At 71.3% G+C, this 13,515-nt stretch carries 11 protein-coding genes; 2 read left to right on the top strand and 9 right to left on the bottom strand.

Going from position 1 to position 13,515, the window contains the following annotated elements:
- Positions 1 to 54: 54 nt before the first annotated feature.
- From ACZ4YY_RS11780 to ACZ4YY_RS11740, 9 genes are all read right to left on the bottom strand, one after another.
- Complete coding sequence (locus ACZ4YY_RS11780; protein WP_468287253.1) at positions 55 to 798, bottom strand: PIG-L deacetylase family protein; 744 nt, start codon at positions 796 to 798, stop codon at positions 55 to 57.
- A 53-nt stretch (positions 799 to 851) separates the two neighbouring features.
- Complete coding sequence (locus ACZ4YY_RS11775; protein WP_468287250.1) at positions 852 to 2,153, bottom strand: alpha/beta fold hydrolase; 1,302 nt, start codon at positions 2,151 to 2,153, stop codon at positions 852 to 854.
- Positions 2,154 to 2,257: 104 nt separating this feature from the next.
- Positions 2,258 to 3,277: a LacI family DNA-binding transcriptional regulator gene (locus ACZ4YY_RS11770; RefSeq protein WP_468287248.1), complete on the bottom strand. Its 1,020-nt coding sequence runs from the start codon at positions 3,275 to 3,277 to the stop codon at positions 2,258 to 2,260.
- Positions 3,278 to 3,356: 79 nt separating this feature from the next.
- A complete protein-coding gene (locus ACZ4YY_RS11765; protein ID WP_468287246.1) occupies positions 3,357 to 4,781 on the bottom strand; it encodes a BNR repeat-containing protein in 1,425 nt (474 codons plus the stop codon).
- Between the two features lie 59 nt (positions 4,782 to 4,840).
- A complete protein-coding gene (locus ACZ4YY_RS11760) occupies positions 4,841 to 5,161 on the bottom strand; it encodes an L-rhamnose mutarotase (protein WP_468287244.1) in 321 nt (106 codons plus the stop codon).
- 17 nt (positions 5,162 to 5,178) lie between these two features.
- Entirely contained in the window at positions 5,179 to 6,264 is a 1,086-nt protein-coding gene (gene rhaS / locus ACZ4YY_RS11755) for a rhamnose ABC transporter substrate-binding protein (RefSeq protein WP_468287241.1), read from the bottom strand.
- Positions 6,265 to 6,301: 37 nt separating this feature from the next.
- Complete coding sequence (locus ACZ4YY_RS11750) at positions 6,302 to 7,321, bottom strand: ABC transporter permease (protein ID WP_468287238.1); 1,020 nt, start codon at positions 7,319 to 7,321, stop codon at positions 6,302 to 6,304.
- Positions 7,314 to 8,354, bottom strand: coding sequence for an ABC transporter permease (locus tag ACZ4YY_RS11745; protein WP_468287235.1), 1,041 nt, complete (start codon positions 8,352 to 8,354; stop codon positions 7,314 to 7,316). Before ACZ4YY_RS11745 ends, ACZ4YY_RS11750 begins: the two co-directional genes overlap by 8 nt.
- On the bottom strand, positions 8,351 to 9,868 hold the full coding sequence (locus ACZ4YY_RS11740; RefSeq protein ID WP_468287232.1) for a sugar ABC transporter ATP-binding protein: 1,518 nt from the start codon (positions 9,866 to 9,868) through the stop codon (positions 8,351 to 8,353). The genes ACZ4YY_RS11745 and ACZ4YY_RS11740 overlap by 4 nt, the downstream gene beginning before the upstream one ends.
- 326 nt (positions 9,869 to 10,194) lie before the next feature.
- Between ACZ4YY_RS11740 and rhaI the strand changes: the two genes are divergently transcribed.
- Positions 10,195 to 11,355: an L-rhamnose isomerase gene (gene rhaI / locus ACZ4YY_RS11735; protein WP_468287229.1), complete on the top strand. Its 1,161-nt coding sequence runs from the start codon at positions 10,195 to 10,197 to the stop codon at positions 11,353 to 11,355.
- 115 nt (positions 11,356 to 11,470) lie between these two features.
- Positions 11,471 to 13,510, top strand: a complete 2,040-nt coding sequence (locus ACZ4YY_RS11730; protein ID WP_468287226.1) for a bifunctional aldolase/short-chain dehydrogenase — start codon at positions 11,471 to 11,473, stop codon at positions 13,508 to 13,510.
- Positions 13,511 to 13,515: the final 5 nt, after the last annotated feature.

The following is a 13,515-nucleotide window of genomic DNA, read 5'->3' as shown; positions in this document are numbered from 1 at the left end:
GGTCCGTACCGGTCGCCGCTCCCGCTCCCCCTCCCCCGCCGGTCAGGATCGCCCTCACCGGCCCAGCAGTTCGAACGCCACGGCCGGCCGGCCTCCGAAGCGCTCACCCACCGACCGTGCCACCTCGGTCAGGAAGTTCCGGACGTAGGCCTCGGGCTCCTCGTCGGTCAACGCCTCGATGTAGGCGCGGTGCTCCAGCAGTGAGGCCACCGCCCGTTCCAGGCCGGCCGTCGCGTCCACGGCGTGGGTGGGGGTCGAGGACCCGGCGACGGCGACCCAGCGCACCCCGTTCCAGGGTTCGAGGCCCTGCTCGGCGAGTTCGGGGAAGATCCAGCGGTTGCCGGCGTCCCCGGCCGCGTCGAGGGTGGCGCGACCGACGGCCACGTGGTCGGGCGTGTTCCAGGCGACGCCGCCCCAGGTGTCGCGGTGATTGAGGGTGATGACCAGTTCGGGGCGGTGACGGCGGATCGCGGCGGCGATGTCCCGGCGCAGGGCGGTGCCGTACTCGATCACACCGTCCCGGTGGTCGAGGAACTCCACCGTGGAGACGCCCACGACGGCGGCGCTCGCCCGCTGCTCGCGCTCGCGCAGCGGGCCGCACTCGGCGGGCGGGATCGTGTCGATGCCCGCCTCGCCTCGGGTCGCCAGCACATAGGCGACCTCGCGGCCGGCGTCGGTCCAGGCGGCGATCGCCGCGGAGCACCCGTACTCGAGGTCGTCGGGGTGCGCGACGACGGCGAGTGCGCGCCGCCAGTCCTCGGGCATGGGCTTGAGCTGAGAGGGCGTCGGCTCGGTCATGCCCGCAGACTAACCGGGTCCCGGGAGGTCCCCGGGGTTTTTTCCGCCGGGCGTCAGGCCTCGTCGCGGGTCAGCGCCAGCAGCCGGTCCAGGACCCGGGGGCCGCCGGCGCGCAGACCGTCGTGCTCGAACTCGTCGGTGACCCAGGTGCGCAGACCGCGCACGGCACGGGCGGTGCGCAGCGAGTGCGCGGTGTCGACGTACAGGTCGTCGTGGTAGACGGCCGCCGCGACCGGGACCTCGTTGGCGGCGAGACGGGCGGGGTCGTACAGGGGCGTCCAGCCGGTGTGGGCGGCCAGCAGGCGGGCGGTCTCGCGCAGCGGGCGCAGCGCGGGGTCGCAGTCGAAGGTCCAGGGGTGGACGGTCTCTCCGGTCAGCGGCAGCGGTCCGTCGCCGGCGAGCGACTCGGCCGCGTCGAACTGCGGAAACTCGGCCCGCACCCGCTCGGCCGACCAGGCGGTGGGGCGGGCGTCCTGGCCGTAGATCGCCTCGTGGACCAGGGCGTACAGGGGGTGTCCCGCGTAGGACAGCAGGCCCTGGATCTCCTCCTGGAAGGCGTCGGAGAGGGCCGGGCCCTGCGGGGTGGGGACGAAGGCCTCTTCGAGGAGGTGGTGCAGACGGTGACTGCCCTCGCCTCCGCCGAGGAGGATGCCGAGGCTCTGGAAGACCTCGACGGTCAGCCGGTGTCCGCTCGGGAGGGTCACGTCGTGGGTGAGGAGGTGCCCGGCGATCCGGCGGGCGCGTTCGACGTCCTGCGGGTAGCGGGCGTAGTGCGCGGCCGTCTTGCGTTCCATGCGCGGGTAGGCGGCGCGGTAGACGTCGTCGGCGTGGGCGTCCAGGGAGGGCAGGCCGCCGGTGATCACGGCGGCGGCGAGGCCCTCGGGGGCCACGGAGAGGTAGGTGACCGTGCAGAAGCCGCCGAAGCTCTGGCCGAGGACGGTCCATGGTGCGCCGCCGGTGACCCGGCGGCGCACCAGCTCGCAGTCGCGGACGATGGAGTCGGCGCGGAAGTGGGTGAGGTACGCGGCCTGGTCGGCCGGGCCGCCGCGCAGCGGGAGCGTCTGGCGGTTGGCCGGCGTGGAGTGGCCGGTGCCGCGCTGGTCGAGCAGGAGGACGCGGAACTCCTTCAGCGCGCGGCCCAGCCAGGCCTGCCGGCCGACGAACCGGTTGGCGTCGAAGCCGGGCCCGCCCTGGAGGTAGAGCAGCCAGGGCAGGTGCCGGCCCGCCTTGTCGCTCGCGACGACCTCGCGGGCGTACAGCTCGATCGTCTCCCCGGACGGGTCGGCGTGGTCCAGGGGAACGGTGAAGCGGCGGTCGGTCAGGACGACACCGGGCTGGCGGTAGCTGAGGGACAACGGGGGCTCCCGGGACGCGGCGGTGTGCGGGCCGCCTCCCACTTCAGCACATGTCCGGCCGGTCGCGGAGCCCCGGGGATCACCAGCGGCTGCCGAACGCCGGCTCAGCGCGCCGACAGGCTGGAGCGGCGCACCACCAGCTCGGGCTGGAGCACCACCCGCCGGTGTTCGTGCCGGCCGGCGTTCTCCTCGGTCTCCTCCAGCAGCAGTTCGGCGGCCAGGGCGCCCATGGTGACGGCGGGCTGGCGCACCGAGGTGAGGGGGACGGCCGCGGCGGCGGCGAACTCGATGTCGTCGTAGCCGACGATCGCGAGGTCGTCGGGGACGGTGACGCCGGCGGCGTACATGGCCTGCAGGACGCCGAGGGCGAGCAGGTCGTTGGCGCAGAACACGGCGGTGGGACGGTCGGCGAGGCCGAGCAGGCGGGCGCCGGCGTCCCGGCCGGCGGCGACGTCGAGCCGTTCAGTGGGCAGCTCGCGCAGCGCGTCGGGGCCGAGGTCCGCCTCCGCGAGGGCGTTCAGGGCGCCGGTGCGGCGGTCGCGGATCTGGGTGAAGCCGGGCGGGCCGCTGACGTAGGCGATGGAGCGGTGGCCGGCGTCGATGAGATGGCGTACGGCGAGGGCGCCGCCGGCGACGTCGTCGACCGAGACGGAGCATTCGCTGGTGCCCTCGGCGACCCGGTCGACGAGCACGAACGGGATGCCGTGGCGGCGGAAGGAGTCGATGTTGCGGCCGGTCGCGTCGGCCGGGGTGAGCAGCACGCCCCGCACCCGCTGCTCGGCGAAGAGCGACAGGTACTCGGCCTCCTCGCCGACGCTCTCGGCGCTGTTGCAGACCATCACGCCGAGCCCGGCGTCGCGCGCCGCCCGCTCCGCGCCACGGGCGACGTCCACGAAGAAGGGGTTTCCCATGTCGAGGACGAGCAGCCCCATGATCCGACTGCGGCCGGCGCGCAGTTGACGCGCGGACTCGCTGCGGACGTAGCCGAGCCGGTCTATGGCGGACAGCACGCGGGCCCGGGTCTCCGTGGCGACGGTGTCCGGGCGGTTGATGACGTTGGAGACCGTGCCGACGGAGACTCCTGCGGCACGGGCGACGTCCTTGATACCCACCGACTGGGCCATCTGGCGGGGACCTCCAGGGGAACGAGGGGCGGCGGGCGCGGCCTTCACATTACCGTCATCCCGCCGCACTCCAGACCGGTCAGGCGGGCAGCCGGAAGTCGACGACGCGGAGGGCCGAGGGCGTCGTCCCGCTCGACTTCTCCTGGTACATGAAGGACAGGACGTTGTCCTGGGCGACACGCGTTTCGTCGATGACGACCTCGCCGAAGGCGTTGAGGCCGCTGCCGTCGAAGAGCAGCTTCCAGTCGGTGTGACCGGAGGCCTTCGACGCGCCGGCGATCCGGCCGAACGGGAAGATCGCGTAGGCGTTGTCGTACTTGTCCAGGATCAGCTTGGTGCGCTGGCTGGAGCCCAGGACGACGGGGATCTCGGTCTTCTGCCAGGTGCCCGAGGAGTTCTTGCGGACGTGGAAGGCACGGCCGTTGGCGGTGCGGTCGGCCACGTAGTTCGTCGTGCACTGGCCGAAGCGGCCGGGGACGTAGCTGATGATCGCGTGCGGGAGGCCGGCGGAGTCGGTGAACTGGCTCTCCTGGTTCATCAGGGAGTGGTCCGGGTTGAGCGGGTCGACGACCAGGCCGGCGTCGGTGACGGCGACCTTGTCGGAGCCGCCGGTGGTGCCGACGACGCTGCCGGCGTTGTTGCGCCAGGTGCGGCCGCGGTCGTCGGAGTAGACGTAACCGGTGTCGTGGTTGGTGATGCCGCCGCTGGAGCACATCACGGCGCCGTTCTGCTCGCGCCAGGTGAAGAAGGAGTGCAGGCGGCCGTTGCGGTCGTAGTCGATGCCGTGCAGGTACATGTTGCGGGCCGTGCTGGAGCCGTGCTCGCTGCTGTAGGTGCCGGTGGAGCCGGACCACTCGCCGAGGTTGGTCCAGGAGGTGCCGTCGTACTCGGCGAGGGCGTTGCGGCCGTTGCCGGAGATTCCGACGCGGTAGCTGAGCTGGAGCCTGCCCTCGGGCGTCGAGACGAACTGCGGGTAGGTGAACTGCGAGGTGAGCGCGAGCCCGTCCAGGGTGGACTGGGGGGCGCCGAAGCGGGTCGCGGTCCAGCTCAGGCCGGCCGGGTTGTCCATGAGCCCGGCGGCCGACTTGACGTAGGTGAAGCCGTCGCTGTGCGAGTCCATGTTGAGGTGCAGGCGGCCGTCCACCTTGGAGATGCCCATGGAGATGACGTTGTGGGAGTCGTTGTAGCGCAGGGTGTGGCCGACCTTGACGGTGGACCAGGTGCTGCCGCCGAGGACGCGGCGGCCGACGACGGCGTTGCGGTCGGCGGTGTACCAGACGGCGTACTGGTAGCCCTTGTAGGTCAGCAGTCCGTTCTTCTGGAACGCGTTGTTGTTGACCAGGCCGTCGTAGGACACGAAGAAGATGGCCTGGCTGTCGAGCGTGGTGGTGCCGGTCCGGGTGACGGAGGGGCCGGGGTCGGCGGCCCGGGCGGTGCCGGAGGCGAGGGCGGGGGTCACCACGGCGCCGGCGAGGGCGGCGCCCAGCAGGGTGCGTCGTTTCATCTCGGAGGACTCCGTTGTCGCGCGAGGGGAGAAGGGGGAACGGGGTGACACATGGGGGTTCAGGCGAGGTGGAACACCTCGGTGAGCGGTTTCACGGCCTCGTCGGGCCGGGCGCCGTCCAGCGACTCGAAGAACGGCGCCATCTCCGCCTGCCAGCGGGCGTTGACCTCGGTGGCTTCCATGCCGGCCCGGGCCGCGGCGAAGTCCTCGGTCTCCAGATAGCCGACGAGCAGGCCGTCCTCGCGCAGGAAGAGCGAGTAGTTGTGCCAGCCGGTGGCCGTCAGGGCCTCGAGCATCTCCGGCCACACGGCGGCGTGCCGCTCGCGGTACTCGTCGAGGCGGTCGGCCCGGACCTTCAGCAGGAAGCACACGCGGTGCATCAACACCCCTTGGGGAATCAGAAGTTGAACTGGTCGATGTTCTTGGCGTCGAACACGGTCGGCTTGCCGAGGCTGATCACGCCGTCCTTGCCGATGGTGTAGGTCGTGCCGCCGGCCTTGAAGGTCTCGCCCTCCTTGCCGGTGATCTGGCCGGAGACCAGGGCGACGGCGGTCTGCGCGGCCAGGGCGCCGAGCTTCGCCGGGTCCCACAGCTCGAAGGCGTCGACGGTGCCGTTCTTGACGTACTTGCGCATGTCGTTGGGGGTGCCGAGGCCGGTCAGCTTGACCTTGCCCTTGTACTTGGAGCCCGACAGGTACTGGGCGGCGGCCTTGATGCCGACGGTGGTCGGGGAGATGATCCCCTTCAGGTTCGGGTACTCCTGGAGCAGGCCCTGGGTCTGCTGGAAGGACTGCTGGGCGTCGTCGTTGCCGTACGCGACCCTGACGAGCTTGATGTCCTTGTACTTGGGGTCCTTCAGCTCGTCCTTCATGAAGTCGATCCAGATGTTCTGGTTCGTCGCGGTCTGCGCGGCCGACAGGATCGCGATCTCGCCCTTGTAGCCGATCTGCTCGGCCAGCAGCTGCACCTCGGTGCGGCCGAGGTCCTCGGCGGACGCCTGGGAGACGAAGGCGTTGCGGCACTCGGGGTTGGTGTCCGAGTCGTAGGTGACGACCTTGATGTCGTTGCTCATGGCCTGCTTGAGCGCGGTGCACAGGGCGCCGGGGTCCTGCGCGGAGACGGCCATGGCGTCGACCTGCTGCTGGGTGAGGGTGTTGACGTACGACACCTGGCCGGAGGTGTCCGTCGCGCTGGACGGGCCGACCTCCTTGTAGCTGGAGCCCAGCTCCTTCAGGGCCGCCTCGCCGCCATTGTCGGCGCTGGTGAAGTAGGGGTTGTTGACCTGCTTGGGCAGGAAACCGACGGTCAGGCCCTTCTTGGTGGCCGCGTTCGGGTCGGCCTTGCCGCCGGAGGCTGCGGCGGCGCCGGTGCTCTCGTTCTTGACGTCCTCCTTCGTGGTGCCGCCGCAGGCGGTGGCCGCGAGGGCGAGGGAGGTGACGGCCGCGAGGGCCGCGCAGGCACGGCGGAGGGATGACTTGCGCATGGTTCGTCCTTTGGAGGGTGGTGTGCGGGGCGGCGGATCAGGAGGTCGGCGTGGGGGCCTTGGAGACCGGCGCTGAGGCGGCTGCGCGCCCGGCCCTCGCGACGGAGATCCGGCGTGCGACCCGGGGGCCGAGCACGGAGATGACGAGCAGGACGCCGGTGAGGACGATCTGCGACTGGGCGGAGACGTTGACCAGGCTCATCACGTTCTGCAGCGCCCCGAGGAGGAAGACGCCGGCGACGGCACCGCCGAGGGTGCCCTTGCCGCCGTCGAAGTCGATGCCGCCGAGGAGCACGGCCGCGATGACGGAGAGTTCGAGCCCGGTGGCGTTGTCGTAGCGGGCACTGGCGTAGTGCAGGGCCCAGAAGACACCGGTGAGGGAGGCCATCAGGCCGGTCACCGTGAACAGGACGAGCTTCTGCCGCTTGACGCGGATGCCGGCGAACCGGGCGGCCTCCTCGCTGGCGCCGGTGGCGAACATCGACCGGCCGAACGGGGTGGCGTGCAGGACGACGACGGCGATCGCGAGCAGCGCCAGGAAGGGCACGAAGGCCTGCGGGACGAAGCTGTCACCGATGCGGCCGGCGGCGAAGTCCAGATACGCGGAGGGGAAGTCCGTCACCGCGTCGGAGCCGAGCACGATCTGTGCGATGCCCCGGTAGGCGGCGAGGGTACCGATGGTGACGGCGAGGGAGGGCAGTCCGAGGCGGGTCACCAGCAGACCGTTGACCAGTCCGCACACCACGCCCAGGAGCAGGCAGATCGGGATGATCGCCTCGATGGTCATGCCCTGGTTCCACAGGGCGCCCATCACCGCGCCGGACAGGCCGGCGGTGGAGGCGACGGACAGGTCGATCTCGCCGGAGACCACCAGCATCGTCATCGGCAGGGCGATCAGCGCGATCGGCAGGGTGTTGCCGATGAGGAAGGAAAGGTTCAGCGCGTTGCCGAAGCCGTCGACGAAGGTGAAGGAGAACAGCAGCAGGACGATGAGGAGGGCGCCGACGACCGTGTCCCAGCGGATCGCGCGGTGCACCAGGGATCCCGGCTCAGGCATGGCGGGCGTTCCTCTTCTTCAGGGCCGACGCCACCCGCAGCGTGACCACGCGGTCCACGGCGATGGCGAGGAGGAGCAGGATGCCGTTGATGGCGAGTACCCAGACGGAGCTGACGCCGAGGGCGGGCAGCACGCTGTTGACGGAGGTCAGCAGCAGCGCGCCGAGGGCCGCGCCGTAGACGCTGCCGGAGCCGCCCGTGAAGACCACGCCGCCGACGACGACTGCGCTGACGACGGTGAGTTCGTAACCGTTGCCGGTGCCGGAGTCGACGTTGCCGAAGCGGGCCAGGTACATCGCCCCGGCGAGGCCGGCGAGGGCGCCGCAGAAGGTGTACGCGGCGAGGGTCCGCTTGCGGACGGGGATGCCGGCGAGGCGGGCGGCCTCCGGGTTGGAGCCGAGGGCGTACAGCTCGCGGCCGCTGCCGAAGTGCTTGAGGAAGTAGGCGGTGGCGACCAGGACGACGAGGGCGATCAGCGCCAGGTACGGCACGGCGGAGATGCCGCCGGATCCGAAGTCGACGAAGGAGCCGGGCAGATCGGCCGCGGTGATCTGACGGGAGCCCACCCAGACGGAGTCGATGCCGCGGATGATGTACAGCGTACCCAGGGTGACGACCAGCGCCGGCACCTGGCCGAGGCTGACGAGGAGGCCGTTGAGCAGGCCGAAGCCGATGCCGAGCAGCACCGCCAGGGCGATCGCGACGACCGGGTTGCCGCCGCCCTGGAGGTAGACGCCGGCGGCGAACGCGGTGATGCCGAGGGTGGAGCCGACGGACAGGTCGACGTTCCGTGTGATCACCACCAGGGACTGGCCGGTGGCGACCAGGACCAGGATGGTCGCGTTCAGCAGCAGGTCCTTGATGCCCTGCTCGGACAGGAACTCGCTGTTGCCGGCCTGGGTGACGGCGATCATCGCCAGGAACACGAGGAGGATGGCGAGTTCGCGCATCTTGATGACGCGGTCGACCAGCCGGGTGCCGCTGGACTCGGGCACCTCGGCGGCGGGGGCTTGGTTCGGGGTGGTCACCGTCATGCGGCGGCCCTCCCCGTGGCTGCGGCCATCACGGTTTCCTCGGTGGCGTCGGAGCGGGGGATCTCGGCGGTGAGCCGGCCCTCGTGCATCACGAGCACGCGGTCGGCCATGCCGAGGACCTCGGGCAGGTCGGAGGAGATCATCAGGACGGCGACCCCGTCGGCGGCCAACTCGCTGAGCAGCCGGTGCACCTCGGCCTTGGTGCCGACGTCGATGCCGCGCGTGGGTTCGTCGACGATGAGCACCTTGGGGCCGGTGGCCAGCCACTTGGCGAGGACGACCTTCTGCTGGTTGCCGCCGGACAGGGTGTTGACGGTGTCGGCGATCCGGGCGTACTTCACCTGGAGCTTGACCGCCCAGTCGAGGGAGCGGCTGCGCTCGGCGCCGCGGTCCATCAGGCCGGCCTTCACGGTGGTGCGCAGTCCGGTGAGGCCGATGTTGCGCTCGATGGACATGTCCATCACCAGGCCCTGGGCGCGGCGGTCCTCGGGGACCAGGGCGAGCCCGGCGGCCATCGCGGTGGAGGGGGCGCCGTTGACGAGCCTGCGTCCGTCGATCTCGACCTCGCCGGCGTCCCAGCGGTCGATGCCGAAGACCGCGCGGGCCACCTCGGTGCGGCCGGCGCCGACGAGTCCGGCCAGGCCGACGATCTCGCCGCGCCGGACCTCGAAGGAGACGTCGGTGAAGACGCCCTCGCGGGTGAGGCGGCGGACGCTGAGGGCGACCTCGCCCGGGGTGACGTCCTGCTTGGGGTAGAGCTCGTCGAGGTCGCGGCCGACCATGCGGCGGACCAGGTCGTCCTCGGCCATGCCGGCCAGCGGCTCGCTGGCGATCCAGGCGCCGTCGCGCAGCGTCGTCACCCGGTGGCAGATCTCGAAGATCTCCTCCAGCCGGTGCGAGATGAACAGGACGGCCGCGCCCTGCTCGCGCAGGGTGCGCACGACGCCGAAGAGGCGGGCGACCTCGCTGCCGGTGAGGGCGGCGGTCGGCTCGTCCATGATGAGGACGCGGGCGTCGAAGGAGAGGGCCTTGGCGATCTCCACGATCTGCTGGTCGGCGATGGACAGGCCGCGCGCCGGGCGGTCGGGGTCGAGCTGGACGCCGAGACGCCGCATCAGGGCGGCCGTGGCGTCGCGGGTGGCCTTGTGGTCGATGCGGCCGAGGGCGCGCCGCGGCTGGCGGCCCATGAAGATGTTCTCGGCGATCGACAGGTCCGGGAAGAGCGTGGGCTCCTGGTAGATGACGGCGATGCCGGCGTCGCGTGCGTCACCGGGGCCGTGGAAGACGACGGGCGCACCGTCGAGCAGCACCTCGCCGGCGTCCGGTCGGTGCACGCCGGCGAGCGTCTTGATGAGGGTCGACTTGCCCGCACCGTTCTCACCGGCGAGGGCGTGCACCTCGCCGGGGAACAGCTCCAGGGAGACGCCCCGCAGGGCGCGTACGGCGCCGAAGGACTTGGCGACGTCCCTGAGCGCCAGCACCGGGGCCGGTCCCGCGTCGGACGGGTGGGTCATGGGTGGCTCCTCGACGACGTCCGGGGACGGTGCCCGGGGAGGGCCGTCACGACGTCGTGAAAGGTTTCAACTGGATGGCCGGGACGTTAGGCATGGCAGCCAGGTCACGTCAATGGCTCGCGCTCGAAAATTTTTCGATAGTCGTAGGTCACGCACCGCTCACGGAGAACGGTCCTGGACGGAGGGCTTGACACTCATCCGGCAGGCTCATAGCTTCCCGTTCTGAATCGTTTCATGACGAGCTCTCCAGGAGCTCGCCCACACCTCGTCCGAAATCTCGTCCGGAGCTCGCCGGAGCCACCGGACCGATGTCACAGGAGCCCGAAGTGACCGACCTCGCCGCGGTGAAGGCCGCGCTGAAGACACAGGCCGTCGAGACGCCGTCGTGGGCGTACGGGAACTCGGGGACCCGCTTCAAGGTGTTCGCCCAGCAGGGCGTGCCGCGCACGCCGCAGGAGAAGCTCGACGACGCGGCGCAGGTGCACGCGTTCACGGGCGTGGCACCGACCGTCGCCCTGCACATCCCGTGGGACAGGGTGGAGGACTACGCCGCACTCGCGAAACACGCCGAGGACCGGGGCGTGCGGCTGGGCGCGATCAACTCCAACACCTTCCAGGACGACGACTACAAGCTGGGCAGCATCTGCCACCCCGACGCGGCGATCCGCCGCAAGGCCGTCGACCACCTTCTGGAGTGCGTCGACATCCTGGACGCGACGGGCTCCACCGATCTGAAGCTGTGGTTCGCCGACGGGACGAACTATCCCGGCCAGGACGACATCCGTGCCCGGCAGGACCGGCTCGCCGAGGGGCTGGCCGAGGTGTACGAGCGGCTCGGGGACGGGCAGCGGATGCTGCTGGAGTACAAGTTCTTCGAGCCGGCCTTCTACACGACGGACGTCCCGGACTGGGGCACGGCGTACGCCCACTGCCTCAAGCTCGGCCCGAAGGCGCAGGTCGTCGTCGACACCGGGCACCACGCTCCGGGGACCAACATCGAGTTCATCGTCGCCACGCTGCTGCGCGAGGGGAAGCTCGGCGGGTTCGACTTCAACTCGCGGTTCTACGCCGACGACGACCTGATGGTGGGGGCGGCGGACCCGTTCCAGCTGTTCCGGATCATGTACGAGGTCGTGCGCGGCGGTGGTTTCACCCCCGAGGTGGCGTTCATGCTCGACCAGTGCCACAACATCGAGGCGAAGATCCCGGCGATCATCCGCTCGGTGATGAACGTGCAGGAGGCGACGGCGAAGGCCCTCCTCGTCGACCGGTCCGCGCTGGCCGCGGCGCAGGCCTCGGGGGACGTGCTGGAGGCGAACGCGGTGCTGATGGACGCGTACAACACGGACGTGCGTCCGCTGCTGCGCGAGGTGCGCGAGGAGATGGGGCTGGACCCCGACCCCATCGCCGCCTACCGGGCGTCCGGCTGGGCCGAGAGGATCGTCGCCGAGCGGGTCGGCGGCGAGCAGGCCGGCTGGGGGGCGTGAGCGTCCGCCGGGATCCGTCGTCCGCGGGGTGCGGGCCGTACCCGGCCGGTATCGCTGCTCCCCGCGCCCCTGAGTACCCGCACTCCCCCACTCCTTGAGTAAGGACCGGAAGTTCATGGACATCCATCCCGAAGCCGCCGCTCTCCTCGCCCGCTCGCACCGGCTCGGCGCCGATCCCCGCAACACCAACTACGCCGGCGGCAACGCGTCCGCCAAGGGCTCCGCATCCGACCCCGTCACCGGCGGGGACGTCGAGCTGATGTGGGTGAAGGGGTCCGGTGGGGACCTCGGGACGCTCACCGAGGCGGGGCTGGCCGTGCTGCGGCTGGACCGGCTGCGGGCGCTCGTCGACGTCTACCCGGGTGTCGAGCGCGAGGACGAGATGGTCGCCGCGTTCGACTACTGCCTGCACGGCAAGGGCGGGGCCGCGCCCTCGATCGACACCGCGATGCACGGACTCGTCGACGCCGCCCACGTGGACCACCTGCACCCCGATTCGGGCATCGCGCTCGCCTGCGCGGCCGACGGGGAGAAGCTCACCGCCGAGTGCTTCGGCGACAGCGTGGTGTGGGTGCCGTGGCGCCGGCCCGGCTTCCAGCTCGGGCTGGACATCGCCGCCGTGAAGGCCGCCAACCCGCAGGCCGTCGGGTGCGTGCTCGGCGGGCACGGCATCACCGCCTGGGGCGACACCGCCGAGGAGTGCGAGCGCAACTCGCTGCACATCATCCGCACCGCCGAGGCCTTCCTGGCGGAGCGGGGCAGGGCCGAGCCCTTCGGGCCCGTGATCGAGGGGTACGAGGCGCTGCCCGAGGCCGAGCGCAGGGAGCGGGCCGCCGCGCTCGCGCCGTACGTGCGGGCCGTCGCCTCGCAGGACCGGCCGCAGGTCGGGCACTTCACCGACGCGGACGTGGTCCTGGACTTCGTCGCCCGCGCCGAGCACCCTCGGCTGGCGGCGCTGGGCACCTCCTGCCCGGACCACTTCCTGCGCACCAAGGTGCGGCCGCTCGTCCTGGACCTGCCGCCGACGGCTCCGTTGGAGGAGGCGATCGCGCGGCTGACCGAGCTGCACGCCGAGTACCGCGAGGAGTACGCCGCCTACTACCGGCGGCACGCCGAGCCCGACTCCCCCGCGATGCGCGGCGCCGACCCGGCGATCGTGCTGGTCCCGGGCGTGGGCATGTTCTCCTTCGGCAAGGACAAGCAGACCGCGCGGGTGGCCGGCGAGTTCTACGTCAACGCGATCAACGTGATGCGGGGCGCCGAGGCGGTCTCCACGTACGCGCCGATCGAGGAGTCGGAGAAGTTCCGCATCGAGTACTGGGCGCTGGAGGAGGCCAAGCTCCAGCGCATGCCGACGCCGAAGGCGCTGGCCACGCGGGTGGCGCTGGTGACGGGCGCCGGCAGCGGCATCGGCCGCGCGATCGCACAGCGGCTGGTCGCCGAGGGCGCGTGTGTCGTGGTCGCGGACCTGAACGCGCAGAACGCCGCCGCCGTCGCCGAGGAGCTGGGCGGTCCGGACCGGGCCGTCGCCGTCACCGTGGACGTGACGTCGGAGGAGCAGATCGCCGCGGCCTTCCGGGCGGCCGTGCTGGCCTTCGGCGGTGTGGACCTGGTGGTGAACAACGCCGGCATCTCCATCTCCAAGCCGCTGCTGGAGACCTCCGCGAAGGACTGGGACCTCCAGCACGACATCATGGCGCGCGGTTCCTTCCTCGTGTCGCGTGAGGCGGCCCGGGTGATGATCGCGCAGCGGCTGGGCGGGGACATCGTCTACATCGCGTCCAAGAACGCCGTCTTCGCCGGGCCGAACAACATCGCCTACTCGGCGACCAAGGCCGACCAGGCGCACCAGGTGCGGCTGCTCGCCGCCGAACTCGGCGAGCACGGCATCCGCGTCAACGGCGTCAACCCGGACGGCGTCGTGCGCGGCTCCGGGATCTTCGCGGGCGGCTGGGGCGCCCAGCGCGCCGCCGTGTACGGGGTGGAGGAGGAGAAGCTGGGCGAGTTCTACGCGCAGCGGACCATCCTCAAGCGCGAGGTGCTCCCCGAACACGTGGCGAACGCGGTGTTCGCGCTGACCGGCGGAGACCTCACGCACACCACCGGGCTGCACGTCCCGGTCGACGCCGGCGTCGCCGCCGCCTTCCTGCGGTGACGGCC

The sequence above is a fragment of the Streptomyces sp. NPDC030143 genome, from assembly GCF_055573695.1.
Note: the sequence above shows the minus strand (reverse complement) of the source record. Positions and strands in the feature narration are given on the sequence as shown.